This is a genomic window from Rhizobium sp. ZK1 (assembly GCF_047782645.1).
Lineage (GTDB): Bacteria > Pseudomonadota > Alphaproteobacteria > Rhizobiales > Rhizobiaceae > Rhizobium.
Genome location: NZ_CP180587.1, coordinates 527,809 through 550,915, shown reverse-complemented (window position 1 = coordinate 550,915; position 23,107 = coordinate 527,809). Strand labels below are relative to the sequence as shown.

The following is a 23,107-nucleotide window of genomic DNA, read 5'->3' as shown; positions in this document are numbered from 1 at the left end:
CCCTCAATTCCCAATGAAGGCAGTATGCCGAAGGCGACCGTTGCATTCTATCGCCTTGCCTCCGTTCAATCGACGCGGTTGCCCGCGCCGTTGAACACATGCAGGTGCTTGGCCGGAAAGGCGACGTTGACCTTTGGTCCCGCGCTCAGCGCCTCGCGATCGAGCGTGAAGATTTTGAACGGCAGGCCATGCAGCGAAAGATGCAGGATGATGCCGAAGCCCGTCGGCTCGACGAGCTCGACATCGGCGGCAATTCCGGCTCCGTCATTCGTCATGACGACATGTTCCGGTCGGATGCCGAGCGTCACCCTCTCGCCGTTCGACAGAGGCAGCGATCTGTTGAGAGGCACGTTCGTGCCGTCCTTCAGCTTCACGCCACCGGCATCGTAATTTGCATCCAGGAAATTCATGCCGGGAGAGCCGATGAAACCGGCGACGAAGAGATTGGCGGGCCGGTCGTAGAGCTCCAGAGGGCTGCCGACCTGTTGCACGATCCCGCCATGCATGGCGACGATCCGGTCTGCCAGCGTCATCGCCTCGATCTGGTCGTGGGTCACGTAGATCGAGGTTGCCTTGAGGTCGCCATGCAGCTTCTTGATTTCGGCACGCATCTGCTCGCGCAGGCGCGCATCGAGGTTCGAAAGCGGCTCGTCGAACAGGAAGGCTTTCGGCTGGCGCACGATGGCACGGCCCATGGCGACGCGCTGACGCTGGCCGCCAGAGAGCGCCTTCGGTCGGCGCTCCAGCAGCGGATCGAGGCCGAGTTTGGAGGCGGCACTCGCCACCGCGCTGGCGATTTTCTCCTTCGCCGTCTTCCTGAGCTTCAGGCTGTAGCTCATATTGCCCGCGACATTCATGTGCGGATAAAGCGCGTAGGACTGGAACACCATGGCGATGTCGCGGTCCTTCGGATGCAGCTCGTTGACACGGTTGCCGGCGATGCGGATCTCGCCAGCTGTGACCTCTTCGAGGCCTGCGATCATGCGCAGCAAAGTGGACTTGCCGCAGCCGGACGGACCGACCAGCACGACGAATTCGCCGTCCTTGATCTCCAGGTCGACGCCTTGCAGCACCGAGAAATGACCATAGGACTTCTGGATATTCTTGATATCGATCGATGCCATGTAACTAACCCTTGACCGCGCCGGCCGTCAGGCCCTGGACGAGATACCGCTGGATGAGCAGGAAGAAGAGGCCGGCGGGAATGAGCGCCATGATGCCCGCCGCCATCATCTGCCCGAAATCCACGGAAAATTTGGAGACGAAAGTAAGAAGGCCGACCGGGAAGGTCGCGGCATCATTGCCGTTGATCAGCATCAGCGCGAAAAGCAGTTCGCTCCAGGCCGCCGTGAAGACGAAGCCGAGGGTCGCCGCTATGCCTGGCAGCGTCAGCGGCAGGATGATCTGCCGGAAGGCCGTGAACTGGGTAGCGCCATCGATCATCGCCGCCTCTTCCAGATCCTTCGGAATACCGTCGAAGAAGGACTGCATGAGGAAGGTCGCGAAAGGCACGTTGAAGGCGGTGTAGACGATGACGAGGCCCGTCAGGCTGTTTGTCAGGTGCAGCGGCGACAGGATCTTGAAGATCGGCGCCACCAGCATGACGAGCGGAAACATCTGGGTCAGCAGCATCAGCGCGATGATCCAATATTTCGCCCGAAAGCTGAAGCGCGACAGCGCATAGCCGGAGAGCGAGGCGCAGATCGTCACCGCCACCGCCGTTGAGGCCGAGACGATCAGGCTGTTCTTGAAGAAGGTCGGGAAGGCGCTGTGCTCCAGCACGAAGCTGTAGTGTTCCCATGTGGTCCGCGACGGCCACATGCGCACACCCTCGGTATAAAGCAGGTCGTTCGGCGTAACCGAAACCTTCAAGAGCCAGAAGAGGGGGAAAAGCGCGAAAACGACATAGGCGAGGATCGCCAGACGGTGCGCAATGATGGGAAGAATGGATCGTCTCATGGCTCAATCCTTGGCAAGCAGGCTCTGCCGCAGCAGGATGATCAGCATGGAATAGGCCAGAAGCAGGACCAACAGCACCAGCGCGATCGCTGAGGCATAGCCGAAATCGAGACGTCTGAAGGCCTGGGTGAAGATGTAGCTCGCAACGATCTGAGTACGATCCGCCGGCCCACCGCCGGTCATGACGACGATCAGGTCGGCGAAATTCGAAATCCAGACGGTACGCAGCATCACAGTGATGGCGATCGTCGGCGCCAGGAACGGCAGGGTGATCGACCAAAAGCGCTGGAACCAGCCCGCACCATCGATGGAGGCCGCCTCATAGAGATCGCGCGGGATTGCCTGCAGGGCGGCGAGCAGCGTGATGGCGAAGAACGGAATGCCCCACCAGACATTGGCGATGATCGGTCCCCACATCGCATATTGCGGATCTGAGAGGATATTGCCCGGCTCGCTCATCAGCCCGAGCGCAAAGAGCCAATGCGGAATCGGCCCGATGACCGGATTGAAGAGCCAGGCCCAATTCAACCCGGCGAGAAAGGACGGCACGGCCCAGGGCAGGAAGACCAGCGCCTGGATAACACCCCTGCCCCAGAACGGCTTGTCGAGCAGAAGGGCGAGGACAAGACCGAGGAAGAACTGCAGGATGACCGAGGCACCGGCCCACCAGAGCGTATTGCGCAGCGCGCCATAAAAGGCCTTGTCCCGTGAAAGTTCCCGGAAATGCTCTAACCCCACGAAGCCGCCGGAAAAGGGATTGAGAAGCTGAATATCGCGGAAGGCATAGGAAACGCCGACCACCAGTGGAACCAGCATGACCGCGATGATCAGAATCAGCGACGGCGCGCTGTAGAGATAAGGCTCCGAGGCATCGGCCAGACGGCGCAGCCATGGCCGGCGGTCGTGGCGTAACTCGAGCGTATGGGCGGTGGTGGTCATTAACCCGATACTTTCCCTCGCGACGCTTCAGGGCGCCGTCTGTCGTTGAATGAGCGGCGGCGGAAGATTTCCGCCGCCGTTTCAGTAGCCTGCTTACTTCTTGGCGAGGAACTTCTGCTGTGCCTTGGTGAGGTAATCGGCCCACTGGTCGGCGAGATCCTTGGCCGAAATGTCACCGAGCAGCGCCTGCTGCGAGGTCTTGATCGCCATGGAATCCTTGAAGAAGGCGAATTCCTCGAGATAGGTCGGCATGACCGTCGGGACGGTGTCCTTGTCGGCCAGTTCCTCGAACCAGCCCTTGAACTGGTCACCAGCGTAGAAGGGATCTTTCTCGGCTGCCGTATAGGCCGGCAGAGCGCCGATCTTCTTGTTCCATTCGATATTGCCTTCCGGGCCTTCGAGCGTGGCAATCAGCTTCCAGGAGAGATCCTTATTCTGGCTCGTCGTGAACATCGACCAGCCGCCGTAACCGATGGTCGGATAGGACTTGCCGGCCGGACCCTTGGGCAGCGGAGCGACGCCGAAATCGTCCTTTTTCATGCGTTCGGCAATCGCGATCAGCGCATCGGGGTCCTGGTCGAGGAAGGCGCAGGTGCCGGAATAGAAGCCGGCGACGACTTCATTGAAGCCCCAGTTGACGCTGTCCTTCGGCGCATAGCCCTTCTTGTAGAGATCGACCATCCACTCGATGCCCTTTGCCCAGCCTTCGCTGTTCATGGTCGAGGTGCCGTCTTCCTTGAAGTATGTGTTGTCGCCCGCCATGGAGGCGGCAAAGATCATCCAGCCGTTGAGGCCACCCGGACCGCCGCGCATGCAGTAGCCGTATTTGCCCGGCAGCTTGGAGACGGCTTCGGAGGCCTTGGTGAAATCCTCCATCGTTTTCGGCGGTTCCTTCACACCGGCTTCAGCAAGCAGCTTCTTGTTGTAGAACATGGCGCGCAGATAGAAGCCATAGGGCAGCATATAGGCGGTGTTTTTGACGTCGCGCCCGAGTTCGAGCGCGCGCGGCGTCAACTCTTTGGTGTGTTCCCACTTCGCAAGATAAGGCTCGAGGCTTTCGAGCATGCCGTTATTGGCATAGAGCGACAACCAAGTGTCAGGCATTTCCATGACGTCAGGCACGTCGCCGGCCGAGACCATGGTCGCAAACTTCTGGAAGGCTTCGTTCCAGGGCAGCGAGATGATGTCGACCTTGGTGCCGGGATTGGCGGCTTCGAACTTGCCGACGATCGACTTCAGCGTTTCGGTGCGCTCCGGGCTGGTGATGACTTCGACGAGCTTCAGCGTCGTGTCCGCAAAAGCCGTACCTGCCATCATCGTGGTCGCAAATAGCGTTGAAAGAATCAGTTTTTTCATTTTCGGTTCCCCTCCGTCGTTGTTTGTGAGGTTTCAGTTACGAGGCGACGGCAATCGCCTCCTCGATATCCCTCCACAGGGCCTCGGTTCCTTCGAGGCCGATATGAAGGCGCACAGATCGTGGGCTGATGCCGAAGGCTTGTGCGGAATTCGGCTGTGCCTTTTGCTGCAGCACCACCTCGCCCGGTACGATCAGGCTTTCATGTCCCCCCCAGCTTACGCCCAGTTTGAACAGCTTGAGGTGATCTGCGAAGGCTCTGATGTCGATGCCTTCGCGGAATATAAAAGAGAAGAGGCCCGACGTGCCGTTGAGGCCGGCAGGCAGGCGGTTGGCAAGGCCCGGATGGCAGACCTGCTCGACAACGTCGAGCGCCTGCAGGCGCTGTGCGATCGTCATGGCCGCCGCCTCATGCGCCCGCATGCGGATCGGCAGGGTGCGCAGACCACGGATCAACAGCCAGGCATCGAAGGGAGAGAGCTTGCCGCCCAGATAGGGATAGGATTCGGCCTTGATGCGGGCGATCATCTCTTTGGAGCCAGCCACAACGCCGGCAACCACATCGCTGTGGCCGCCGAGATATTTGGAGGCGGAATGGATGACGAGATCGACGCCGAGTGTTATCGGCCGCTGGAAGAACGGGCTCGCCCAGCTGTTGTCGATCATGGTGACGACGCCGTGTTTCTTTGCCAGTACGGCCAGCGCGCCGACATCATGGGCTTCCATGACCCAGCTCGTCGGGCTTTCCATGTAGAAGACCTTCGCACCGGGCAGCGCCTTGGCGACGGCCTCTTCGTCGCGGCCGTCGACATAGGTCACTTCGACCTTCATGCGCTTCAGAATGGTGCCGAACAGGCGGAAAGCATCCGGATAGACGTGCTTGACGGCGACGATACGGTCACCCGGCTCCACGAAGCTGAGAACCGCAGAAGAGATCGCCGCCATGCCGCTTGCAAAACCCAGCGCATCCTCCGCACTTTCGAGCTTTGCCAGCATCTCCTCGAACATGCGCACGGTCGGATTGAGGCCGCGCGTATAGATCGGCCGTACCTTCTCGCCGCGATAGGAGGCGATCATGTCGTCATAATCTGAAAAAGTGAAAAGCGACGTCTGGAAGATCGGCGGAACGACCGCTTCGGCGAAGTTGCCTTCGTCATGGGCGGTGATCAGCGAAGCAAGGTCAAACGGTTCGAGGCCGTCAGTCATCGGGACATTTCCTTGATGTCTTCCTCGACCACGTCGAGGATTTTCAGTGTCTCACGCCGCGCCGCCTCGGTGTCCTGGGCGGCGATGGCATTGAAAAGGGTGCGGTGAAAGGGAAAGGAGCGGCGAGCAAAGTCCTGCCTGTCGAAAGGGTGCTCCCAGAAGCGTTCGAAGGTCTCGCGCATCTGTTCGAGCAGCTGGCGAAACAGCGGATTGTGCGTGGCGTCATAGACGGCGAGGTGAAAGGCCAAGTCCTCCGGCCCGGACGTCCCCTTGGCGATATGGACCCGCTCCATCTCGTCGAGCTTCTCCTCGATGACCATGAGGTCCTTCGGCGTGCGCCGCCGTGCAGCGACCATGCCGGCCTCGCATTCGATGCCCCGGCGAACTTCCAGCGTCTGCAGCAACACGTCACGCAAATGCGCGGTATCGAGCGACAGCGACATGTGGACCGTGTCCGGGGAAACCGGTTTCAACAGATAAGTTCCACTGCCTTTGCGCGTCTCGATGACGCCAAGCGCCTGGAAATGCCGGATTGCCTCGCGAATGGTGGAACGCCCGACGGCAAGGGCGGCCATCAGTTCCCGCTCCGCCGGCAGGCGGTCACCCGCCTGAAGCCGGGCATCCTCGACATAATGCGCCAGCGCATCCGTCACTTGACGGGCGCGGTCAATCGCCGGAAGCGGCCGGATTACCGGCCTGTCGCTACCATTTGCCTTCATGGTTCCCCAAGCTCTTTTCTAAGGCAGCCGACCCTTAAAATTGGTCTGACATCCTAGCATTTCCGAAAGCTGAAGCAGCGTCAAGGCAGTATTTTGGGGTGCGGATCCCTGATGGCAAATGCGGACCTACTTTTACGTTCAGAGAGTTCCGCTCTCGCTGAAGAGGCTCAAATCACTGTTTCCACTGGATTATTGGGATTGTCCCGTTGACCCTTCAGCTCGCCTAGCCCTGATGCTCCCTCGCCTCAAACGTTCGGCGTCGCCGAACAATAGAATTGCTTTCGGCCCACTAATTCGAACGGCTCGCCAGTAGTAAATCATTGTCATCGACCCCGACATCGAGGCCGTCTCAACAACGCAAAAGGAAATCAAACATGTCCAGACTTGCTAACAAGACCGCCCTCATCACCGGGGGCACCAGCGGCATCGGCCTTGAAACGGCTCGCCAGTTTGTCGCCGAGGGCGCGCGCGTCGCCGTGACGGGCAGCAGCGCTGCCAGTGTCGAAAAGGCGCGCAAGGAGCTTGGCGAAGACGTCATCGTCATTCAGTCCGACGCTGGCAACGTCGCCGGTCAGAAGGAGGTCGTCGACCAGGTCACGAAAGCCTTCGGCCAACTCGACATCCTGTTCGTCAACGCGGGCGTCGCTCAGTTCGGTCCCGTCGAGAGCTGGTCGGAAGCGGACTTCGACAAATCGTTCGCGACAAACGTCAAGGGCCCCTATTTCCTCATCCAGGCTCTCCTGCCGATCTTCTCGAAGGGCGCCTCGATCGTGTTAAACACGTCGATCAACGCGCATATCGGCATGCCGAACTCGAGCGTCTATTCGCTGACGAAGGGCGCCCTCCTGACGCTGGCAAAGACGCTCTCGGGCGAGCTGGTCGGTCGCGGCATCCGCGTCAACGCCGTCAGCCCCGGCCCGATCGCGACCCCGCTTTACGGAAAGCTCGGTATGTCGGAAGCCGACATGAAGGCGATGGCCGAAGGCGTGCAGAACCAAATTCCGGTCGGTCGGTTCGGTGACGTGTCGGAAGTGGCGAAGACGATCGTCTTCTTCGCATCTGACGAAGCGGCCTATATCGTCGGGAGCGAGCTCATAATCGATGGCGGCATGAGCAATCTTTGATCGACGTCCAACCTCACAGGAGCAGAAAGTGCAGATCGATCTCAAAGGAAAGACAGCCCTGGTGACAGGGTCCACGGAGGGCATCGGCTACGCGATCGCCCGGCAGCTCGCAAGAGCGGGCGCGGACGTCGTCGTGAACGGCAGATCCGAAGACAAGACGGCAAAGGCCGCCGCACGGTTGAGAAACGAGGGTGCCAAGGCCAGCGTCATCGCAGTCGCGGCCGATCTCGCCACCGCCGAAGGATGCAGCGCACTTGTAGCCAAGCTTGCCCATGTCGACATCCTCATCAACAACGCTGGCATCTTCCAGCCGAGTGACTTCTTCGACACCAGCGACGAAGTGTGGGACCGGCACTGGCAGGTGAACGTCATGTCGGCGATCAGGCTATCCCGCGCCTATCTGCCAGGCATGGAGAAGGCGAACTGGGGCCGCGTCATCTTCATCGCCTCGGAATCGGGCTTCAACATCCCTGTCGAGATGATCCACTACGGGGTCAGCAAGACGGCCGATATCGCCGTCGCTCGTGGACTCGCCAAGCGCATGGCAGGCACCGGCGTGACTGTGAACTCGGTTCTTCCCGGCCCTACTCTCTCGGAGGGCGTCGAGGCAATGCTTGCCGACGAGCAGCAGAAGACCGGAAAGTCGATTGAGGAAGTTGCCGCCGACTTCGTCAAGCAACACCGCAGCGGCTCGCTCATCCAACGTGCTGCCAGCGTCGACGAGATCGCGAACCTAGTGACCTATCTGGCATCCCCGCTCGCATCGGCCACGACTGGGGCTTCTATGCGGGTGGACGGCGGCCTCATCGACACGCTTTGAGAAGAGGCCGGCTTACGGCGCAAGGTCGAGCTCACAGCATTAGAAAACCCCCGTAGAAGATGGAGGCTTCCGCCCGTGCAACGGAGTGTGGCGGGCAAGACATACGGGTAGGATAGACTTCGAGACCGACCGCTAGCTCCGGGCGCCGTCGGCCAAGCAGTGCCAGCTAACACTCAATAGCCCGCTTTCGCGGCTCCGCTTCGCGGGCTTTTTCTACGCATCGCCGGCCGGTAATCTTGCAGGGCGAAAATCGCGGGATCCTGGGGACGGGAAATCGCCTTCGTATTGGGGAAAAGTAGTGCTCGATGAAGATGAGCAAAAACAATGGGTGGTACACGCGACATTTGTGCATTTTAGGGCCGAGCAAGTTGCGTTACCCTCTTGACGAACGCACATGCTCAGCGCTTACTATGCCACCGACGGATATAAACCAAATAAATTGATATGAATGGTGGGGAGGAATATGGAGGCTCGAGTCACAGCGCACGCGCGTTATACGGTAGCCGATATCGACAAGAGATTGTATGGGTCGTTCCTTGAACATCTCGGAAGGGCCGTCTACACGGGCATCTACGAGCCCGGGCATCCAACAGCCGACGAGTCTGGCATGCGCCAGGACGTCCTTGAATTGGTTCGCGCTCTTGATACGCCAGTCTGCCGCTATCCCGGCGGAAACTTTGTATCGGCTTACAATTGGGAAGACGGTATCGGCCCCAAAAGTGAGCGTCCGACACGGCTCGACCTGGCCTGGCGGACTTCCGAGTCCAATCAGGTAGGCATTCACGAATTTGCGGGTTGGGCGAAAGCTGCGGGTACCGAGATGATGCTTGCCGTCAATCTCGGATCCCGCGGGCTTGATGACGCTCGCAACTTCGTCGAATACGTCAACCACCCAGGCGGCAGCTACTGGTCTGACCTTCGTCGCAAAAATGGACAGGCCGATCCATGGAACGTCAAGCTCTGGTGCCTCGGCAATGAGATGGACGGCCCCTGGCAGGTTGGGCACAAGACCGCAGTGGAATACGGCCACCTCGCAAACGAGACGGCCAAGGCGCTGCGTGCCTTCGACGATAGCTTGGAGCTCGTCGTTTGCGGCTCCTCACATTCCGACATGCCGACCTACCCCCAATGGGAGGCGACGGTTCTGGAAGAGACCTACGATCAGGTCGACTACATCTCGCTGCATATGTATTTCGAGAACTACGAGAAGAAGACCTCGGAGTTTCTGGCCCTGCCAGAGAAACTCGATCGGTATATCGGCACGGTCGGTGGCGTTATCGATTATGTGAAGGCGAAGAAGCGCTCCAAGAAGAATGTTCGCATCTCATTCGACGAATGGAACGTCTGGTATCACGAGCGTCGTAGCGATGCCAAGCGAATGAAGGAGTGGGACTGGCCGCATGCGCCCGTGCTGTTGGAAGACATCTATAATTTCGAGGATGTGCTTCAGGTCGGCTGCATACTCAATACCTTCATCCGCCGATCGGACGTCGTGCGGATCGCCTGTATAGCGCAGTTGGTCAATGTCATTGCGCCGATTATGACCGCACCGGGCGGCGCTGCCTGGCGCCAGACCATCTACTTTCCATTCCAGTTCGCGTCGAATTATGGACGCGGCACCGCCCTTCGGCTCGATGTGGATTGCGCCAGGTACGACGCCGATATCGCCGCGGGTGTCTCCTACCTGGACATCGCCGGCGTTCATGACGGGGATGCGGGTACGCTGACCTTCTTTGCGATCAATCGCCACGGTGAGGAGGCCATGACGATCGATCTCTCTGTGGAGGGGTTCGGCAAAGCCCGCAACGTCGAGCATACGCTGATCAAGCACGATGATCTGGAGGCTCGCAACACCAAGGACGCGCCGGACACAGTTGCCCCGATGAAGGTCGAGGGCGCGACGATTTCCAGCAATGGCGTGCAAGTCACCGTGCCCCCATACTCTTATTCGATGATCAGGATCACGCTTTGACTTTGTTGTGAAACAAGTGAGCGGCGGGAGGCCGCGAGCAATAGGGAGGAAATATCATGTTCAGAATGCTGAAACTCGCTAAGTGCATTGTGGTCGCAACTGCATTATGCGGGTCCGCTGCCCATGCACAGGAAACGGTCGCCTGGTGGGATTTTCTCAGCGGTGGTGACGGCGTGCGCATGAAACAGATGATCGCCGATTTCAACAAGGCCCATGAGGGGAAAATCAAGATCGAGGCGACCACGCTGGAATGGGGCACGCCATTTTATTCCAAGGTTCAGACCGCAGCCTCGGTCGGCGAAGCGCCCGACATCATGACTTATCACGCCAGCCGGATTCCGCTGGCGGTGAAGCAGGGAATTCTCCAGGAAATAACTGCTGACGACTGGTCCAAGATGGGCCTTGCGAAAGATGCCTATGCCGAAACCACGTGGGATGCCGTTACGATAGACGGCAAACAATATGCCGTTCCCTTCGACACCCATCCGATCGTGCTCTACTACAATAAGGATATCCTGGCTAAAGCGGGTCTGCTGACCGAGGACGGCAAGCCCAAGGGGCTCGACAGCCGGGAAAATTTCGAGGCAACCCTGCAGGGGCTGAAGAAAGCCGGCGTAAAATTCCCGCTTGGGTCGGTCACCGCCGATGGCAACTTCATGTTCCGGACAATCTACTCCTTGATGGGTCAGCAGGACGGAGAACTTCTGACCGACGGCGAATTCCTCGCGGGTGACAACGCGCAGAAACTGCAAAACGCGCTTGCCCTCCTCCAGGGGTGGACCAAGGAAGACCTGCAATCGACATATACCGATTATCCCGCGACTGTCGCCCTTTTCACATCAGGCGAGGCCGCAATGATGATCAATGGGGTTTGGGAAGTGCCGACCATGGTCGACCTTCACAAGCAGGGCAAACTCTTTGAATGGGGTGCCGTCGAGCTTCCTGTGCTTTTCAAACACGCCTCTACCTACGCAGATAGCCATACCTTTGCCATTCCCGCCAACAAAGGAAAGGACATGACGGCGGACAAAAGAGCAGCCGTGCTGGAAGTCATTTCCTGGCTTTCGAAGAACTCGCTCTACTGGGCAAGTGCAGGCCACATCCCCGCCTATGGACCGGTCACCCAGAGTGCCGAATACAAAGCCATGCAGCCGAATGCTACCTATTCTCCTCTGACGGCCAACATGATCTTCGATCCAAAGACGCCGCTCGCCGGCGTGGCCGGACCGATCTTCGATGTGATGTCCAACTACTTCGTTCCAACTCTCAACAATGAGATGGATCCGGCTAAAGCCGTCGAGGAGATCAAGACCGAACTCAACGACCTCTAGCTCCTTCTACGACAGGTCGCGGCACATTGCTCCGACCTGTCAGCAGCCCTCACGATCCCCTTATTGGAACGAAGGAAGCTTGCATCAATCATGCTCAGGAATAAACGAAGCGAGGCTTTGATCGCCGCCGTACTGGTTGCGCCTTTTGTGGCGATATACGGTCTGGTCTTTATCTACCCTTTGATCAGACTTTTCCTGACCAGTTTCACGGACGCTCCTCTGATCGGCAGCGGCGCGTATGTCGGTTTCGATAACTATGCGCGCCTCTGGGGTGAACGGCGTTTCGACACTGCACTGTGGAACACAGCCTATTTTGTCTTGCTAACGGTTGTGCCTGGGACATTTACCGCCTTTGCCATAGCACTCGGCATCAATCGGCTAGCAGGCCGGATTCAGGCCTTCGTCCTGGCGCTGTTTTTTCTGCCTTATATCCTGCCGGTGTCGGTCGTCTACCTGATCTGGGACTGGACTTTGAACTTCCAGTTCGGAATCGCAATGTATCTCTTTGACATGGTAGGGATAAGCCGGGTCCCAGTTTTCAAGTCGACAGGCTGGTTTATGCCGGCCGTCGCCTTCATCACCATCTGGTGGACTGCCGGCTTCTCCATCCTTCTGTTTCTTGCCGGTCTTCGTTCAATCCCCGCCGAAATTTATGAAGCAGCCGCTCTCGACAATGCCGGCCGCTGGGCGACGTTCCGGCAAGTTACATGGCCGCTCATGTGGCCGATCACGGCCTTGGTGCTCACCATACAGTTGATCCTGCAGCTAAAGATCTTCGACCAGGTCTACCTGTTTTCGACTGGTGGCCGCCCCAACGACAACCTTGTCCTGGTCTACTATGTCTTCCAACGCGCGTTCCAGTCCGACCAGGGAGGTCGTGCCGCTGCGGCTGCAGTCGTCCTTTTCGTGATCGTTATCGTCGTCTCGGTCATCAACTTCCAGCTCACACGTCTGTCGAAGGGAGGCGCGCGATGACCTCAACAACTGTCCAGCGCCTAAATGTGGCTGGTTTTGCGATTACGCTGGCGACCGTCATCATCGCCGTGCTCTGGGCGTTCCCGCTCTATTGGGGCGTCGTCTCGTCGCTCAAACCGGAAGACGAAGTGATAAGGCCCTACATCGAATTATGGCCAGACACCTTCACCCTCTCGCATTATGTCTTCGCACTGACTCAGACCCAGATCGGGACCTGGTATCTGAACTCGATCGTGACGGCACTGGCGATCACCGTACTGACCGTCGCTTCATCGCTTCTGTGCGGCTATGCGATATCGCAACTCGAATTTCCGCTCCGCCGCCCACTCTGGTGGCTAATCCTGGCGAGTTTCATGGTCCCTATGCAAACCATGATCGTCAATCACTTTGAACTTGTGGCAAGCCTCGGGCTTCTCAACACATGGAGCGGCATTGTACTTCCGCAATTGATCCACCCTGTGATCATCATCGTCTACAAGCAGTTCTTCGATGGAGTGCCGAAGGATTTTCGCGAGGCCGCTGTCATGGACAATGCTTCTGAATGGCGCATTCTGACGCGGGTCTACATGCCAATGAACTGGGGTGTCACGGCGGCACTTGCGATCGTCACCTTTATCTGGTCTTGGAACGCCTTTCTCTGGCCCTTCCTTGCCGTGACGAAGACCGACATGATGACCATCACCGTCGGCATTACGCAGGTCAACGATGCCTTCGGGGTCTATTATGCCCGGCAACTCTCTGCAGCCGTGCTGGCCGGCCTGCCGGTGGCAATCGCCTATCTGGTGTTTCAGCGGCGCGTGACGGAAGCGATTACCCTGTCAGCCGGCATCAAGGGATGATATTGACCGTCGGCAAGAGCTGCCGCCGTTCCGTATAAGAAGAGATTTTGCTCCTCAGTGTACGTGATGCGCCTTTCCGTCCTTGTCGAAGAGATGGACGGCAGTCATGTCGAATGAGATGAAGACGGTATCGCCCGGCTGAACATTGCAACGTCCTCCATCCTGCGCAATGACCTCGCTGCCATCCTTCAAGCTGCAATAGAGGAGCGTTCGATCGCCGAGCCGCTCCACGACACCAACTTTCGCCTCACTGCCCCGTGCGCTGGCACCTTCGCCTTCAACGGCCCGTACGGCTTCCGGCCGGATTCCGAGTTCGTAGCGACCCGGGCCTGACGGTGGCGGCGAGATTTTCAATTCGGCTCCGTCTCCTAGCCGTAAAATCCCTTCGGGTAGCAGGTCCACAGGGAGAAAATTCATTGCAGGACTGCCGACAAACCCCGCGACAAATCTCGATGCTGGCCTGAGATAAACCTCCATCGGCGTGCCGATCTGTTCGATCCTGCAATCGTTGAGCACAACAATACGGTCGGCAAGCGTCATAGCTTCAGTCTGGTCGTGCGTTACATAGATCATCGTCGACTTCATGCGCTGGTGAAGCTCGGCAAGTTCCACGCGGGTGCGTACGCGCAGCGCAGCGTCGAGGTTGGAGAGGGGCTCGTCCAAGAGAAAGGCTGTTGGGTCCTTGACGATTGCACGACCGATTGCGACGCGCTGGCGCTGGCCACCCGAAAGCTGGGCAGGCCTTCGCCCAAGTAGCGCATCCATCTCCAGCATCCGCGCCGCTTCGGCAACGCGCAGGTCGATATCCTTTTCTGGCATTCCTATGTTTCGCAAGCCGAAGGCCATGTTGTCCCGGACCGTCATGTGCGGGTAGAGCGCGTAGTTCTGAAAAACCATGGCCAGCCGGCGCTGACCTGGCGCCAACGTCTCGCTTCGCACACCGTCGATGCTCAAGGCCCCGCTCGTAATCGTTTCAAGCCCAGCGATCATCCGCAGTAACGTTGACTTTCCCGAGCCAGAGGGCCCGAGAAAAACCATGAGTTCTCCGGAACGGATTGTCAGGGATATATCTTCGATGACTTTGACATTGCCGAAGCTCTTGGTGACATTTTCAAGCCTGATTTCTGCCATGAAGTTCCTCCCGATTAAAACCATTCTTTCCGGTATATACCAGAAGTCAAGATATCAGTAGGATACGACCATTCTGTTGTGACTTCTCTCACGCCGCTCGCGAAACGGACACTTGAGCACCCGGTATACCGGCGGCATTGCGCAGTCTTAATCAAGGTTGGACGTGCTTGGCTGAACGGCATTCATACAGCAGCCAGCTGGCACCTGTTGTCCTCAGATTCTAGGGCCGCCTGACTAGCAGGCCGAGCGGCGCCCTTGATACATCATAATTTCCGATATACACATGAACAAAACATGGGGACATGATGGAGCGGGCGTTTTTAACAATTTTCGCTGGCGAGAACAGTGACGCCATCCGCGCGCTCTCGGCACCCGCGAGGGTTGATATGCTTAAACTTCTCTGCGCGGAAGGGCCGATGAACATCAATGATATTGCGCGTGCCCTTTCCCTTCCCCAATCGACAGTTGCTACCGGAATACAGATTTTGGAAGACGCGAGGCTCGTCGAGTCCCGGCTCGCCAAAGCACGGAAAGGGAACCAAAAAATCTGCTCGGCGATCTACAGTGAGATCGTCATCAGTTTCGAAAAGACGGCGGCTCAACGGCTTGATGATGTTATCGAGGTCGAGATGCCGGTCGGGCTGTATACCAGTTGTGACGTTTACGCGCCGTGTGGACTTTGTTCCACCGAAAGCGTCATCGGTCCCCTTGACGTCCCGGATTACTTTCTTGATCCGCAGCGCATGCAGGCCGGGCTCATCTGGTTCGGCAGGGGATATGTGGAATACAAATTCCCCAACAATGCCAGAGTCCTTAACAAGGATATCCGTGCAATCGAGTTCTCCCTGGAACTCTCGTCGGAAGTGCCGGGCACGAACGCCGACTGGCCATCGGATATAACACTATGGGTCAATGGAGTGGCCATCGGAACGTGGACTTCGCCTGGTGACAACGGCGATAAGCGGGGTGCGTTTACTCCACCATGGTGGAAGCTGGAGGGCTCGCAATATGGGATGCAGAAGACGTGGCATATATCACGTAGGGGGACCTTTGTTGACGGCGCTCCCGCATCAGAAGTGACGATAAACGATCTCGCGCTTGCCCAGCACTCTTCCATACGGCTAAGGGTCGGCATTGCGGAGGATGCCCGCCATACCGGGGGCGTTAACATTTTTGGTCGCAATTTCGGAAATTACGGCCGCGATATCGTTATGCGATTGCATGTCTGATCACGGTCGCCAGCAGGGTCACCGACATTGTCCGCCCCATTCCATATGGCATGATAACAACGTTAGCCCAACGCTGAATTGGAGCATTTGCGGTCGCGCAAGCTGCGCGCCCATAGCCGATTCAAATCACACCAATAAATAGCAGTTTCGCTACCGCTTCTGCACGGGGCCGCAATCTTCCTCAAAGGTTATCACACACCCCGCATGTTTCCCCAGAGCAAGACGTGAAGCTGGGGAAGAACGCGAGCGTCGAACCACCGGTCCGAGGTAACCCTGTCGACCAGCCACCGCATGCGGTTCAGTATTCCTTCGAGATCAATCAAAGCTTCCTCTTCCGTCGGCGGCGTGTGATTGCCGGGTTGCAGGAAGATCGGAAGCTCTTTGAAATCCCTTGCGACGGACCTTGCAAAGGCATAGTCGTCTTCGTTGAATATGACGATCTTCATTGCGATCCTGGGGCCGTTGCGAGCCGCAGTTATGCAGTTTGTCAATTCGCCCGGGTTGAATTCCATACCACTGGACGGTGGTTTGGGACTGAGGATCAAATGATCCAGCTCGGCAAACCAGTCCTGGGCTATCGACCCCTGTGTTTCCAAGGCGAATTGATAGCCATCGTGCTTTCCTCGGGCAATCAGCGGCGCAAACGGCTGGATCGCCGGGTTTCCACCGGACAGGGAAACCATGAGAGGACAGCCTTGAGAGAGCAATTCCACGTTCGACCAGACCTCATCGACCGACATTGGCGTCCACTCGTCGCGGAAGGCGCTGTCGACTGCATGGAGCGTGTCGCACCATTTGCAGCGATAGTCGCAGCCGCCCGTTCTGACGAAGACGGTCGGAAGCCCCATGAGCGGCCCCTCCCCCTGGATCGTCGGTCCGAAGATTTCGGTGATGCGGATCTTTTGTTCCTTGCCGATCATGGGCGATATTCCGCCCATGTCTTCGGGGTCTCGCTTACCCTGACGGCGGAGGTTTCCGGCAGGCGCTGCTTGCACCAGTCGTAAAAATGCTTGGCGAGCCATTCGGATGTCACCCGGTCATGGCCCAACGCGTCGTTGAGATGCCGGTGATCGAAAGTCTCATCTATGTATCGCTTGAGCGGCGAAAGCTCGTGATAATCACGGACGAAGCCGTCCTCGTTCAACTCCAATGCCGCAAGCTCGACCTCCACGATATAGTTGTGGCCGTGCAGACGTGCGCACTGATGGTCACCGGGAAGGTGGGACAGCTGATGCGAGGCGGAAAAATGGAACTCCTTGGTGATCCGGTACATCACTTCGCCTCTTCTGCTTTGAACGCACCCGTCGCAGCGATCCAGAAATCCGGGTCGTCATAAACGGTCGGATCTTCAACGCCGGCGAGATGGAAAGCTTCGCGGCGCTCGACGCATGTCCCGCATCTTCCGCAATGGAAACGACCGCCTTTGTAGCAAGACCATGTCTCTTCAAAAGGCGTTCGGTATTTTGCACCGTCAGCGACAATGTCGGCCTTCGTTGCGTTTACATATGGAGCAAACAAACTGACGTCGGCATATCCCTCAAGTGCATGCTGCTGCATCGTCCCGAATGCCGAAATGAACCCCGGCCGACAATCCGGGTAGATGAAGTGGTCTCCTCCGTGGACGGCAATCGCCACGGCGTCTGCGTGACGAGCAGCAGCAAGTCCGAATGCGATCGACAGCATGATGGCGTTACGGTTCGGCACGACCGTCGCCTTCATCGTCTCCTCGGCGTAGTGCCCATCAGGAACCTTGACGTCGTCCGTAAGGGCGGAGCCGGTCAGGTGCTTACCTACGTTCGATATGTCGATGATGTCGTGTGGCACGTCGAGCTTTCGCGCGCAGAGAGCCGCGAATTCCAGCTCTTTGACATGCCGTTGGCCGTAGTTGAATGAGATGAGGCCGACAAGTTTGTGGTTCGCCGCAATCTTGTATGCAAGCGAAATGGAGTCGAGACCGCCTGAGCAGACGACAAGTACTTTCATTGTAGGATCCCTTGTTTTGTTGAACCGGGTGGGCTGCGACCGGTTAGCGGGGCACCTACTAAACTTCTGAAACCGGGATGTCCAGTAACTTTGCCGGCAAGATGGCGAGCGGCGATCAGCGTCTTCGGTGCGCGGCGCTCGAACGGCCATTTCCTCTTGCAATCACATTATGATGACCTGCCCGGCAGTCCTGCTGATGGCGGCAAAGTGAAGTCTATAGTCTGCAATCGGATCGAACAATTTCAAAAGAAGGCGGCGGCCGAGGGCCACCGCTGAGAAGCTCAACTTAGCTGGTAATAAAGGGAACTCAGGCGACGTTCTGCCGTTTCGGCAACTTCCAGCCGGGGCGAGCAAAATGGCATGTGTAACCATTCGGAATCCGTTCGAGATAATCCTGATGCTCCGGTTCGGCTTCCCAGAAATCGCTGACGGGAACGACTTCCGTGACGACCTTGCCCGGCCACAGGCCTGAAGCATTCACATCGGCGATCGTGTCCTCGGCGATGCGATGCTGGTTCTCGTCCGCGTAAAAGATTGCCGACCGATAGCTTGCGCCGATGTCATTGCCCTGGCGATTGCGGGTCGATGGATCATGAATCTGGAAGAAGAACTCCAGGATGTCGCGATAGCTCGTCTTTTGCGGGTCGAAGATGATCTCTATCGCTTCGGCATGGTTGCCATGGTTGCGGTAGGTTGCATTGGGGACTTCACCGCCCGTATAACCGACACGCGTTGAAACAACGCCGGGAAGCCGTCGAATAAGGTCCTGCATTCCCCAGAAGCAGCCGCCAGCAAGTACCGCACGTTCTGTCGTCATAGAAATGTCCTTTCCAAATGCGCGAAATTGACGGGGATCGTCAAGGTCCGCTTCGCTGACGCCTATATGGGTGCTCGGCTCAATAATCGCCAGTCCCCTGCCGCGGCATCGGGACCTTCCCTGAACCACATTCTGGCTTCCAGGCTGCTGCCTCAGCCGAGGGTATAATTTCTGCGAAACGAGATTGCCCGGTGAGACGGGTCAAAGCACTCTGAGCCGAATTGCCTCGTCTATCATCCGGGCGGCATTCTCTGGTTCACAATTTCGGGCACCGCCTCTCAAAATCGGCTGCGAGCGTCGCGCAAGGGAGCTTTTGGACATGGCACCGGAAAGACGGACGACCCTGGAGCTTGATGGAGAAACCGTTCAGCAGATCGTCCAAAATCTCGATCCTGGCTTCGTCGCCGGCGGCTTTGCCCGTCTGCATGGCGGCAGCACGGAAGTTTACAGGATCGACCTTGCCGGCGCCGACCACGAGCCGCTGGTCCTCAAGATCTATCCTGACGAACCTGAATGGGGACCGGCGAAAGAGAAGCTTGTGGCGGGTTGGTTCACGGAGCTGACGCCGCTTGCGCCAAACTGGCTGGAGATCGACGAGTCGCGAAACCTCCTACCGTTGCGCTACGCCTTGCTGCCGCTGCTGCCCGGCCGCTCGCTGCGCGACTGGATGGCCGAGCCGGATATAGAGCAAGCCTATCGGCAGATGGGGGAGTTGTTGAGAGGCATTCATGCGATGCCAATGCCAGCCTATGGCTACGTGCTCGGCCACGGGATCGACAGACCGATATCAACGAATGCGGACTATATGACTTCAGCTTTCGAGGACGTGTTCCGGCGCTTTCGCGACCTGGGCGGCGATGTCGATCTCGGGCGCCGTCTGCGGCAGCTCACAGAAGGAAACTTCGGCCTTCTGCAGCAAAGCAGCAATGCCGTGCTCTGCCACGACGACTTCCATCAGGGCAATGTATTGGCCCTGCGCGGTGATGGCGGCAGGCTTCAGCTCAGCGGGCTTATCGATTTCGGCAATGCGCGGGCAGCAGACAGGCTCTTCGATCTTGCCAAAGCCCTCTTCTGCTCGGCACATGAAGATCCACGCAGCTATAAGCCCATCCTTGAAGGTTATGGCCCTGTCGATCACTTCGATATCGAGCGGGCGCTTTGGCTTTATACGCTTTTCCATCGACTGAGCATGTGGTGCTGGCTGACGAAGCTCGGCATGGATCCCGCGGCCGAGAACGGTCCCGGTGGATTGATCCGGAATCTGCGCGCGATGGTCAAAGGTCCGGGCGCTTGATATGGTGAGGCATGACGGCTCGCGCGGCTACCAAACAGGATACTGACTGGCTTGCGAGACTCCTCGTGCAGCGATGGGGCAGCACGACGATTGTCGCTCACGGCGAAGCCTTTGATCTGTTGTCCCTTCCAGCACTTGTGGCTGAACCGCAACGCGGGCTTGCGATATATCGGCTGCGGGACGACGATCCAGAACTGATGTCGCTGGGTGCGGTCTCTCCCGGCCAAGGCGTCGGTACTTTTTAGATCGAGGCCTTGGCCGATCTTTTACGTGATCAAGGAATTTCATCCCTCTGGGTCATGACGACTAACGACAACCTCGCTGCATTGCGGTTCTACCAGCGGCGAGGTTTCGAGCTGCAACAAGTTCGGCCAGGTTCGGTCGATGAAGCGCGGTTGTTGAAACCCGCGATTCCGAAAATTGGTGATCATGGAATTCCAATTCGGGATGAAATCGATTTATGCCGCCCGCTTCTCTAAGCGTGGACGAACAATGTGTTTTCGATCGCGGGCCTCTATGCCGGTTTTGACAGCATGATGGCAGATGCGTTCTTTACGCGAATATCCGACCCGAACGTCACTTCACAAACAGGGTCTTGAACTGCGATGGCTGGCATCGGAGATACTGATTGGCTGCTTTCACCTGTCCGCCGAGTTCGGCGGCCGCGTGCCACGGCCAGCGCGGATCATAGAGGATGGCACGGGCGAGCGCGATAAGGTCCGCATCGCCGGTTGCTACGATCGCTTCGGCCTGCGTCGGCTCGGTGATCAAGCCGACGGCGATGACTGGCATTTTGACGGCGCTTTTGATCGCCCTGGCGAGCGGCACCTGGTAACTCGGGCTGATCGGGATCGCCTGCGAGGGATGCAGACCGCCGCTCGATACGTGGATGGCGTCACATCCGCGTGCTTCGAGCATCCCGGCAAATTCCACACTCTCGGAAATCTCCAGACCGCCTTCGACCCAATCGGTGGCTGAAACGCGCATCGTCACCGGCCGATCAGACGGAAAGGCATCTCTGACGGCGTCGAGAACCTCCAGCGGAAACCGGGCGCGATTTTCCAGCGAACCGCCATATTCGTCGGTTCGCTGGTTCGACAAGGGCGACAGGAACTGGTGCAGCAGATAGCCGTGGGCACCATGGATCTGAACGGCGTCGATACCGATCCTTGCCGCCCGCCGTGCGGCAGCAGCAAAGGCATCGCGGACGCGCTTCATGCCATCGCGATCCAGCGCGGTCGGCGGCACGTAATTCGGATTGAAAGCGACAGCGGAGGGCGCTTCGGTCTGCCATCCGTTCGGATCGGTCGGTGGAAACTGACCGCCGCCTCTCCAGGGAACCTCAGTCGAGGCCTTGCGGCCGGCATGCGCCAATTGCACTGCAATCGGCATGTCCGACCATTTTCTGATGCTGTCGAGCGTGCGAGCCATCGCAGCTTCCGAGGCGTCATCATAAAGGCCAACATCGGCAAAGGTGATGCGTCCCTCGGGAACGACGGCAGTTGCCTCGATGGTCAGAAGCGCGGCCCCGGAAAGCGCCAGCTGTCCGAGATGAATCAGGTGCCAATCCGTCATGCATCCGTCTAAAGCCGAATACTGGCACATGGGTGCAATCACGATGCGGTTGGCGAGTTCGAGATTGTGCACGGTGAAGGGCGAGAACAGGACGGGCTGGGGCATGGCGTTCCTCGAAGCGGAATTCAGTGGTCTCGGTTTATAGCATTCTGTCGGAGTTTTACGACGGTTAGCAGAGCCTCCCCATTTCAGGAACTGTTCTTTGGTGTGGGTCCGCCTTGCGAAGCGGCTCCGTATGGCAGCTTCTTCCGATTGTTTCGCCACGCGGAAGAAAGCCTTCAGCACAACCTCTGTTCAGGGCAGGTGCGGCCGGATGTATTGATCCATCGACGATATTTCGTCCGCGAACGGCCAACGGGCCTGCGATCGCTTCATCGGCCAAAGCGTCGCAGGACATCTTTACCGACAGGCTCGAAACGGCGACCGACGAGGCGAGCGCTGTTTGAGGCCTATGGAGATAATACGGTGAGCAAAGATCTCATCACCCCGATCATGCGCATACAAGTCGAACTTGCTATCGCAAACGCGAGAAATGATCTCAACGCCCTCCGATCTCTGGAGATCGAGGCGAAACATCTAGCGCTGAGCGGCGCGGAGATCGACGCAGCAAAACGCGGAGGCAGTTTCGACTTGCTTGCCGATATCACCGTGAAACTCGCGCTGGCGATCGAAGCGGGCGATGAAGAGGCAAGCACCGTCGCACGACGACAGCTCACCGTTTTCGGTGTTCCAGACGTCGCTTCGGAACTGCTCGCCTTCGTCAAGGGGCTGGAACCACCGCCACAGAAATAAGATGCTTTCGCCCGGCAGCTTGTCCCTATGGGATCGATAGATTGCGATTGGGAGAAAAGCGCTTAAATCTCTGTCCGGGACTTAATCTTTTCAAGACAATGTGGATCGCATGGATCGATGGCAGGCAATGAGGGTCTTCGTGAAGGTCGCGGAGGCTGAGAGCTTTGCAGATGCAGGACGGCAACTCCACATGAGCCCTCCGGCCGTCACACGCATTGTGTCTGCCCTGGAAGACGTCATAGGGACGCGCCTTCTGACGCGCACGACCCGATCCGTCAGACTGACGGCAGCAGGTGCCCAGTATTTTGCGGATTGCCGGAGGCTTCTCGCCGATCTCTCGGAGGCGGAGGCTGCTGCTGCCGGCGCCTACGGCAAACCGACGGGCACGCTCACCGTGACAACCTCCGCCATGTTCGGGACAATGTTCGTCTCGCCGCTGATGACAGAATATCTCGATCTCTACCCCGATGTCATCGGTCGCGGCCTGTTCGTCGACCGCATCGTCAGCATGGTCGATGAAGGCATCGACGTTGCGATCCGTATTGGCCATCTGCCTGATTCCGGCCTCAGCGCGACGCGCGTCGGCCAGGTGAGGCGCGTCATCTGCGGATCGCCTGCCTATTTTGAAAAGCATGGCCTCCCGATGACCCCCGGCGATCTGTCGAAGCATCGCATTATCGCATCGACCAGTGCTTGGACGTCGCTCGAATGGCGCTTCGGGGTGTAGAAGAAGTCTGCGGTCCACGTCAATCCCCGCCTTTTCTGCAACACCAACGAGGCGGCAATTTCGGCGGCGGTCCGAGGCTGGGGCCTGACGCGCGTTCTGTCCTACCAGATTGCGCCGCAGCTTGAGGCAGGTGAATTGCGCACGATCCTGGCTAATTATGAGGAGGAGGCCTTGCCGATCCATGTCGTCCATCCGGAAGGCCGGTACGCTTCGGCAAAGGTACGGAGTTTTATCGATTTTGCCGTCGGAAAGCTGAGAGCCAACAGGCATTTCAATTAGCAGCGAAAGCCCGCGTATGCATCGCTGAATGCGCGGGCTCTC

At 58.1% G+C, this 23,107-nt stretch carries 22 protein-coding genes and 1 pseudogene; 11 read left to right on the top strand and 12 right to left on the bottom strand.

Annotation, left to right across the window (positions count from 1 at the left end; genetic code table 11):
• Positions 1 to 65 precede the first annotated feature (65 nt).
• The 6 genes from ACK9YZ_RS25140 to ACK9YZ_RS25115 all read right to left on the bottom strand — a co-directional run bounded on the left by ACK9YZ_RS25140 (position 66) and on the right by ACK9YZ_RS25115 (position 6,177).
• Entirely contained in the window at positions 66 to 1,124 is a 1,059-nt protein-coding gene (locus tag ACK9YZ_RS25140; RefSeq protein ID WP_416068019.1) for an ABC transporter ATP-binding protein, read from the bottom strand.
• 4 nt (positions 1,125 to 1,128) lie between these two features.
• The gene (locus tag ACK9YZ_RS25135) at positions 1,129 to 1,959 is read right to left on the bottom strand and encodes a carbohydrate ABC transporter permease (protein ID WP_216759156.1); all 831 of its coding nucleotides are present in this window, start codon (positions 1,957 to 1,959) and stop codon (positions 1,129 to 1,131) included.
• 3 nt (positions 1,960 to 1,962) lie between these two features.
• Entirely contained in the window at positions 1,963 to 2,898 is a 936-nt protein-coding gene (locus ACK9YZ_RS25130; protein ID WP_416068018.1) for a carbohydrate ABC transporter permease, read from the bottom strand.
• Positions 2,899 to 2,991: 93 nt separating this feature from the next.
• Positions 2,992 to 4,254 (bottom strand): ABC transporter substrate-binding protein, encoded by a 1,263-nt coding sequence (locus ACK9YZ_RS25125; RefSeq protein WP_416068017.1) that lies wholly within the window; start codon positions 4,252 to 4,254, stop codon positions 2,992 to 2,994.
• A 37-nt stretch (positions 4,255 to 4,291) separates the two neighbouring features.
• Complete coding sequence (locus tag ACK9YZ_RS25120; RefSeq protein ID WP_416068016.1) at positions 4,292 to 5,458, bottom strand: PLP-dependent transferase; 1,167 nt, start codon at positions 5,456 to 5,458, stop codon at positions 4,292 to 4,294.
• A complete protein-coding gene (locus tag ACK9YZ_RS25115; protein ID WP_416068015.1) occupies positions 5,455 to 6,177 on the bottom strand; it encodes a FadR/GntR family transcriptional regulator in 723 nt (240 codons plus the stop codon). Before ACK9YZ_RS25115 ends, ACK9YZ_RS25120 begins: the two co-directional genes overlap by 4 nt.
• A gap of 374 nt (positions 6,178 to 6,551) precedes the next feature.
• Between ACK9YZ_RS25115 and ACK9YZ_RS25110 the strand changes: the two genes are divergently transcribed.
• From ACK9YZ_RS25110 to ACK9YZ_RS25085, 6 genes are all read left to right on the top strand, one after another.
• Entirely contained in the window at positions 6,552 to 7,301 is a 750-nt protein-coding gene (locus ACK9YZ_RS25110) for an SDR family oxidoreductase (RefSeq protein WP_416068014.1), read from the top strand.
• Between the two features lie 28 nt (positions 7,302 to 7,329).
• Positions 7,330 to 8,121, top strand: coding sequence for an SDR family NAD(P)-dependent oxidoreductase (locus ACK9YZ_RS25105; RefSeq protein WP_216759162.1), 792 nt, complete (start codon positions 7,330 to 7,332; stop codon positions 8,119 to 8,121).
• Positions 8,122 to 8,584: 463 nt separating this feature from the next.
• Positions 8,585 to 10,093: an alpha-N-arabinofuranosidase gene (locus ACK9YZ_RS25100; protein WP_416068013.1), complete on the top strand. Its 1,509-nt coding sequence runs from the start codon at positions 8,585 to 8,587 to the stop codon at positions 10,091 to 10,093.
• 56 nt (positions 10,094 to 10,149) lie between these two features.
• Complete coding sequence (locus ACK9YZ_RS25095; protein ID WP_216759164.1) at positions 10,150 to 11,424, top strand: extracellular solute-binding protein; 1,275 nt, start codon at positions 10,150 to 10,152, stop codon at positions 11,422 to 11,424.
• A gap of 90 nt (positions 11,425 to 11,514) precedes the next feature.
• Positions 11,515 to 12,399, top strand: a complete 885-nt coding sequence (locus ACK9YZ_RS25090) for a carbohydrate ABC transporter permease (protein WP_416068422.1) — start codon at positions 11,515 to 11,517, stop codon at positions 12,397 to 12,399.
• Positions 12,396 to 13,238 carry a carbohydrate ABC transporter permease gene (locus tag ACK9YZ_RS25085; RefSeq protein ID WP_416068012.1) on the top strand — a complete coding sequence of 281 codons (843 nt, stop codon included), beginning with the start codon at positions 12,396 to 12,398 and terminating at the stop codon, positions 13,236 to 13,238. The genes ACK9YZ_RS25090 and ACK9YZ_RS25085 overlap by 4 nt, the downstream gene beginning before the upstream one ends.
• Positions 13,239 to 13,292: 54 nt before the next feature.
• On the opposite strand, the gene ACK9YZ_RS25080 is transcribed toward ACK9YZ_RS25085, so the two are convergent.
• A complete protein-coding gene (locus tag ACK9YZ_RS25080) occupies positions 13,293 to 14,369 on the bottom strand; it encodes an ABC transporter ATP-binding protein (protein WP_416068011.1) in 1,077 nt (358 codons plus the stop codon).
• Between the two features lie 302 nt (positions 14,370 to 14,671).
• Between ACK9YZ_RS25080 and ACK9YZ_RS25075 the strand changes: the two genes are divergently transcribed.
• A complete protein-coding gene (locus ACK9YZ_RS25075) occupies positions 14,672 to 15,598 on the top strand; it encodes an ArsR/SmtB family transcription factor (RefSeq protein ID WP_183725691.1) in 927 nt (308 codons plus the stop codon).
• Positions 15,599 to 15,789: 191 nt separating this feature from the next.
• On the opposite strand, the gene queE is transcribed toward ACK9YZ_RS25075, so the two are convergent.
• The 4 genes from queE to msrA all read right to left on the bottom strand — a co-directional run bounded on the left by queE (position 15,790) and on the right by msrA (position 18,398).
• A complete protein-coding gene (queE, locus tag ACK9YZ_RS25070; RefSeq protein ID WP_416068010.1) occupies positions 15,790 to 16,518 on the bottom strand; it encodes a 7-carboxy-7-deazaguanine synthase QueE in 729 nt (242 codons plus the stop codon).
• The gene (gene queD, locus ACK9YZ_RS25065; RefSeq protein WP_416068009.1) at positions 16,515 to 16,871 is read right to left on the bottom strand and encodes a 6-carboxytetrahydropterin synthase QueD; all 357 of its coding nucleotides are present in this window, start codon (positions 16,869 to 16,871) and stop codon (positions 16,515 to 16,517) included. The genes queE and queD overlap by 4 nt, the downstream gene beginning before the upstream one ends.
• Complete coding sequence (gene queC / locus ACK9YZ_RS25060) at positions 16,871 to 17,581, bottom strand: 7-cyano-7-deazaguanine synthase QueC (protein WP_416068421.1); 711 nt, start codon at positions 17,579 to 17,581, stop codon at positions 16,871 to 16,873. Before queC ends, queD begins: the two co-directional genes overlap by 1 nt.
• A gap of 307 nt (positions 17,582 to 17,888) precedes the next feature.
• Positions 17,889 to 18,398 carry a peptide-methionine (S)-S-oxide reductase MsrA gene (gene msrA, locus ACK9YZ_RS25055; RefSeq protein WP_416068008.1) on the bottom strand — a complete coding sequence of 170 codons (510 nt, stop codon included), beginning with the start codon at positions 18,396 to 18,398 and terminating at the stop codon, positions 17,889 to 17,891.
• A 319-nt stretch (positions 18,399 to 18,717) separates the two neighbouring features.
• On the opposite strand from msrA, the gene ACK9YZ_RS25050 reads away from it, so the two are divergent.
• Both ACK9YZ_RS25050 and ACK9YZ_RS25045 read left to right on the top strand, forming a co-directional pair.
• On the top strand, positions 18,718 to 19,692 hold the full coding sequence (locus ACK9YZ_RS25050) for a phosphotransferase family protein (protein WP_416068007.1): 975 nt from the start codon (positions 18,718 to 18,720) through the stop codon (positions 19,690 to 19,692).
• Between the two features lie 254 nt (positions 19,693 to 19,946).
• A complete protein-coding gene (locus ACK9YZ_RS25045; RefSeq protein ID WP_416068006.1) occupies positions 19,947 to 20,171 on the top strand; it encodes a GNAT family N-acetyltransferase in 225 nt (74 codons plus the stop codon).
• 97 nt (positions 20,172 to 20,268) lie between these two features.
• Here ACK9YZ_RS25045 and ACK9YZ_RS25040 read toward each other — a convergent pair whose 3' ends face one another.
• Positions 20,269 to 21,372: an NADH:flavin oxidoreductase/NADH oxidase gene (locus ACK9YZ_RS25040; RefSeq protein ID WP_416068005.1), complete on the bottom strand. Its 1,104-nt coding sequence runs from the start codon at positions 21,370 to 21,372 to the stop codon at positions 20,269 to 20,271.
• 360 nt (positions 21,373 to 21,732) lie between these two features.
• Here ACK9YZ_RS25040 and ACK9YZ_RS25035 point away from each other — a divergent pair, with 360 nt between their 5' ends.
• Both ACK9YZ_RS25035 and ACK9YZ_RS25030 read left to right on the top strand, forming a co-directional pair.
• Positions 21,733 to 22,059 (top strand): hypothetical protein, encoded by a 327-nt coding sequence (locus ACK9YZ_RS25035; RefSeq protein ID WP_253958352.1) that lies wholly within the window; start codon positions 21,733 to 21,735, stop codon positions 22,057 to 22,059.
• Positions 22,060 to 22,168: 109 nt separating this feature from the next.
• Positions 22,169 to 23,065: pseudogene (locus ACK9YZ_RS25030) on the top strand (LysR family transcriptional regulator).
• Positions 23,066 to 23,107 lie beyond the last annotated feature (42 nt).

Bases quoted from the DNA above. Each gene is read 5' to 3' on its own strand.
- ACK9YZ_RS25130 (WP_416068018.1), bottom strand. From the start codon at position 2,898: ATGACCACCACCGCCCATACGCTCGAGTTACGCCACGACCGCCGGCCA.
- msrA (WP_416068008.1), bottom strand. From the start codon at position 18,398: ATGACGACAGAACGTGCGGTACTTGCTGGCGGCTGCTTCTGGGGAATG.
- ACK9YZ_RS25110 (WP_416068014.1), top strand. From the start codon at position 6,552: ATGTCCAGACTTGCTAACAAGACCGCCCTCATCACCGGGGGCACCAGC.
- ACK9YZ_RS25100 (WP_416068013.1), top strand. From the start codon at position 8,585: ATGGAGGCTCGAGTCACAGCGCACGCGCGTTATACGGTAGCCGATATC.
- ACK9YZ_RS25085 (WP_416068012.1), top strand. From the start codon at position 12,396: ATGACCTCAACAACTGTCCAGCGCCTAAATGTGGCTGGTTTTGCGATT.
- ACK9YZ_RS25115 (WP_416068015.1), bottom strand. From the start codon at position 6,177: ATGAAGGCAAATGGTAGCGACAGGCCGGTAATCCGGCCGCTTCCGGCG.
- ACK9YZ_RS25080 (WP_416068011.1), bottom strand. From the start codon at position 14,369: ATGGCAGAAATCAGGCTTGAAAATGTCACCAAGAGCTTCGGCAATGTC.
- ACK9YZ_RS25140 (WP_416068019.1), bottom strand. From the start codon at position 1,124: ATGGCATCGATCGATATCAAGAATATCCAGAAGTCCTATGGTCATTTC.
- ACK9YZ_RS25135 (WP_216759156.1), bottom strand. From the start codon at position 1,959: ATGAGACGATCCATTCTTCCCATCATTGCGCACCGTCTGGCGATCCTC.
- ACK9YZ_RS25120 (WP_416068016.1), bottom strand. From the start codon at position 5,458: ATGACTGACGGCCTCGAACCGTTTGACCTTGCTTCGCTGATCACCGCC.
- queE (WP_416068010.1), bottom strand. From the start codon at position 16,518: ATGATCGGCAAGGAACAAAAGATCCGCATCACCGAAATCTTCGGACCG.
- queC (WP_416068421.1), bottom strand. From the start codon at position 17,581: ATGAAAGTACTTGTCGTCTGCTCAGGCGGTCTCGACTCCATTTCGCTT.
- ACK9YZ_RS25095 (WP_216759164.1), top strand. From the start codon at position 10,150: ATGTTCAGAATGCTGAAACTCGCTAAGTGCATTGTGGTCGCAACTGCA.
- ACK9YZ_RS25125 (WP_416068017.1), bottom strand. From the start codon at position 4,254: ATGAAAAAACTGATTCTTTCAACGCTATTTGCGACCACGATGATGGCA.
- ACK9YZ_RS25040 (WP_416068005.1), bottom strand. From the start codon at position 21,372: ATGCCCCAGCCCGTCCTGTTCTCGCCCTTCACCGTGCACAATCTCGAA.
- ACK9YZ_RS25050 (WP_416068007.1), top strand. From the start codon at position 18,718: ATGGCACCGGAAAGACGGACGACCCTGGAGCTTGATGGAGAAACCGTT.
- queD (WP_416068009.1), bottom strand. From the start codon at position 16,871: ATGTACCGGATCACCAAGGAGTTCCATTTTTCCGCCTCGCATCAGCTG.
- ACK9YZ_RS25090 (WP_416068422.1), top strand. From the start codon at position 11,515: ATGCTCAGGAATAAACGAAGCGAGGCTTTGATCGCCGCCGTACTGGTT.
- ACK9YZ_RS25075 (WP_183725691.1), top strand. From the start codon at position 14,672: ATGATGGAGCGGGCGTTTTTAACAATTTTCGCTGGCGAGAACAGTGAC.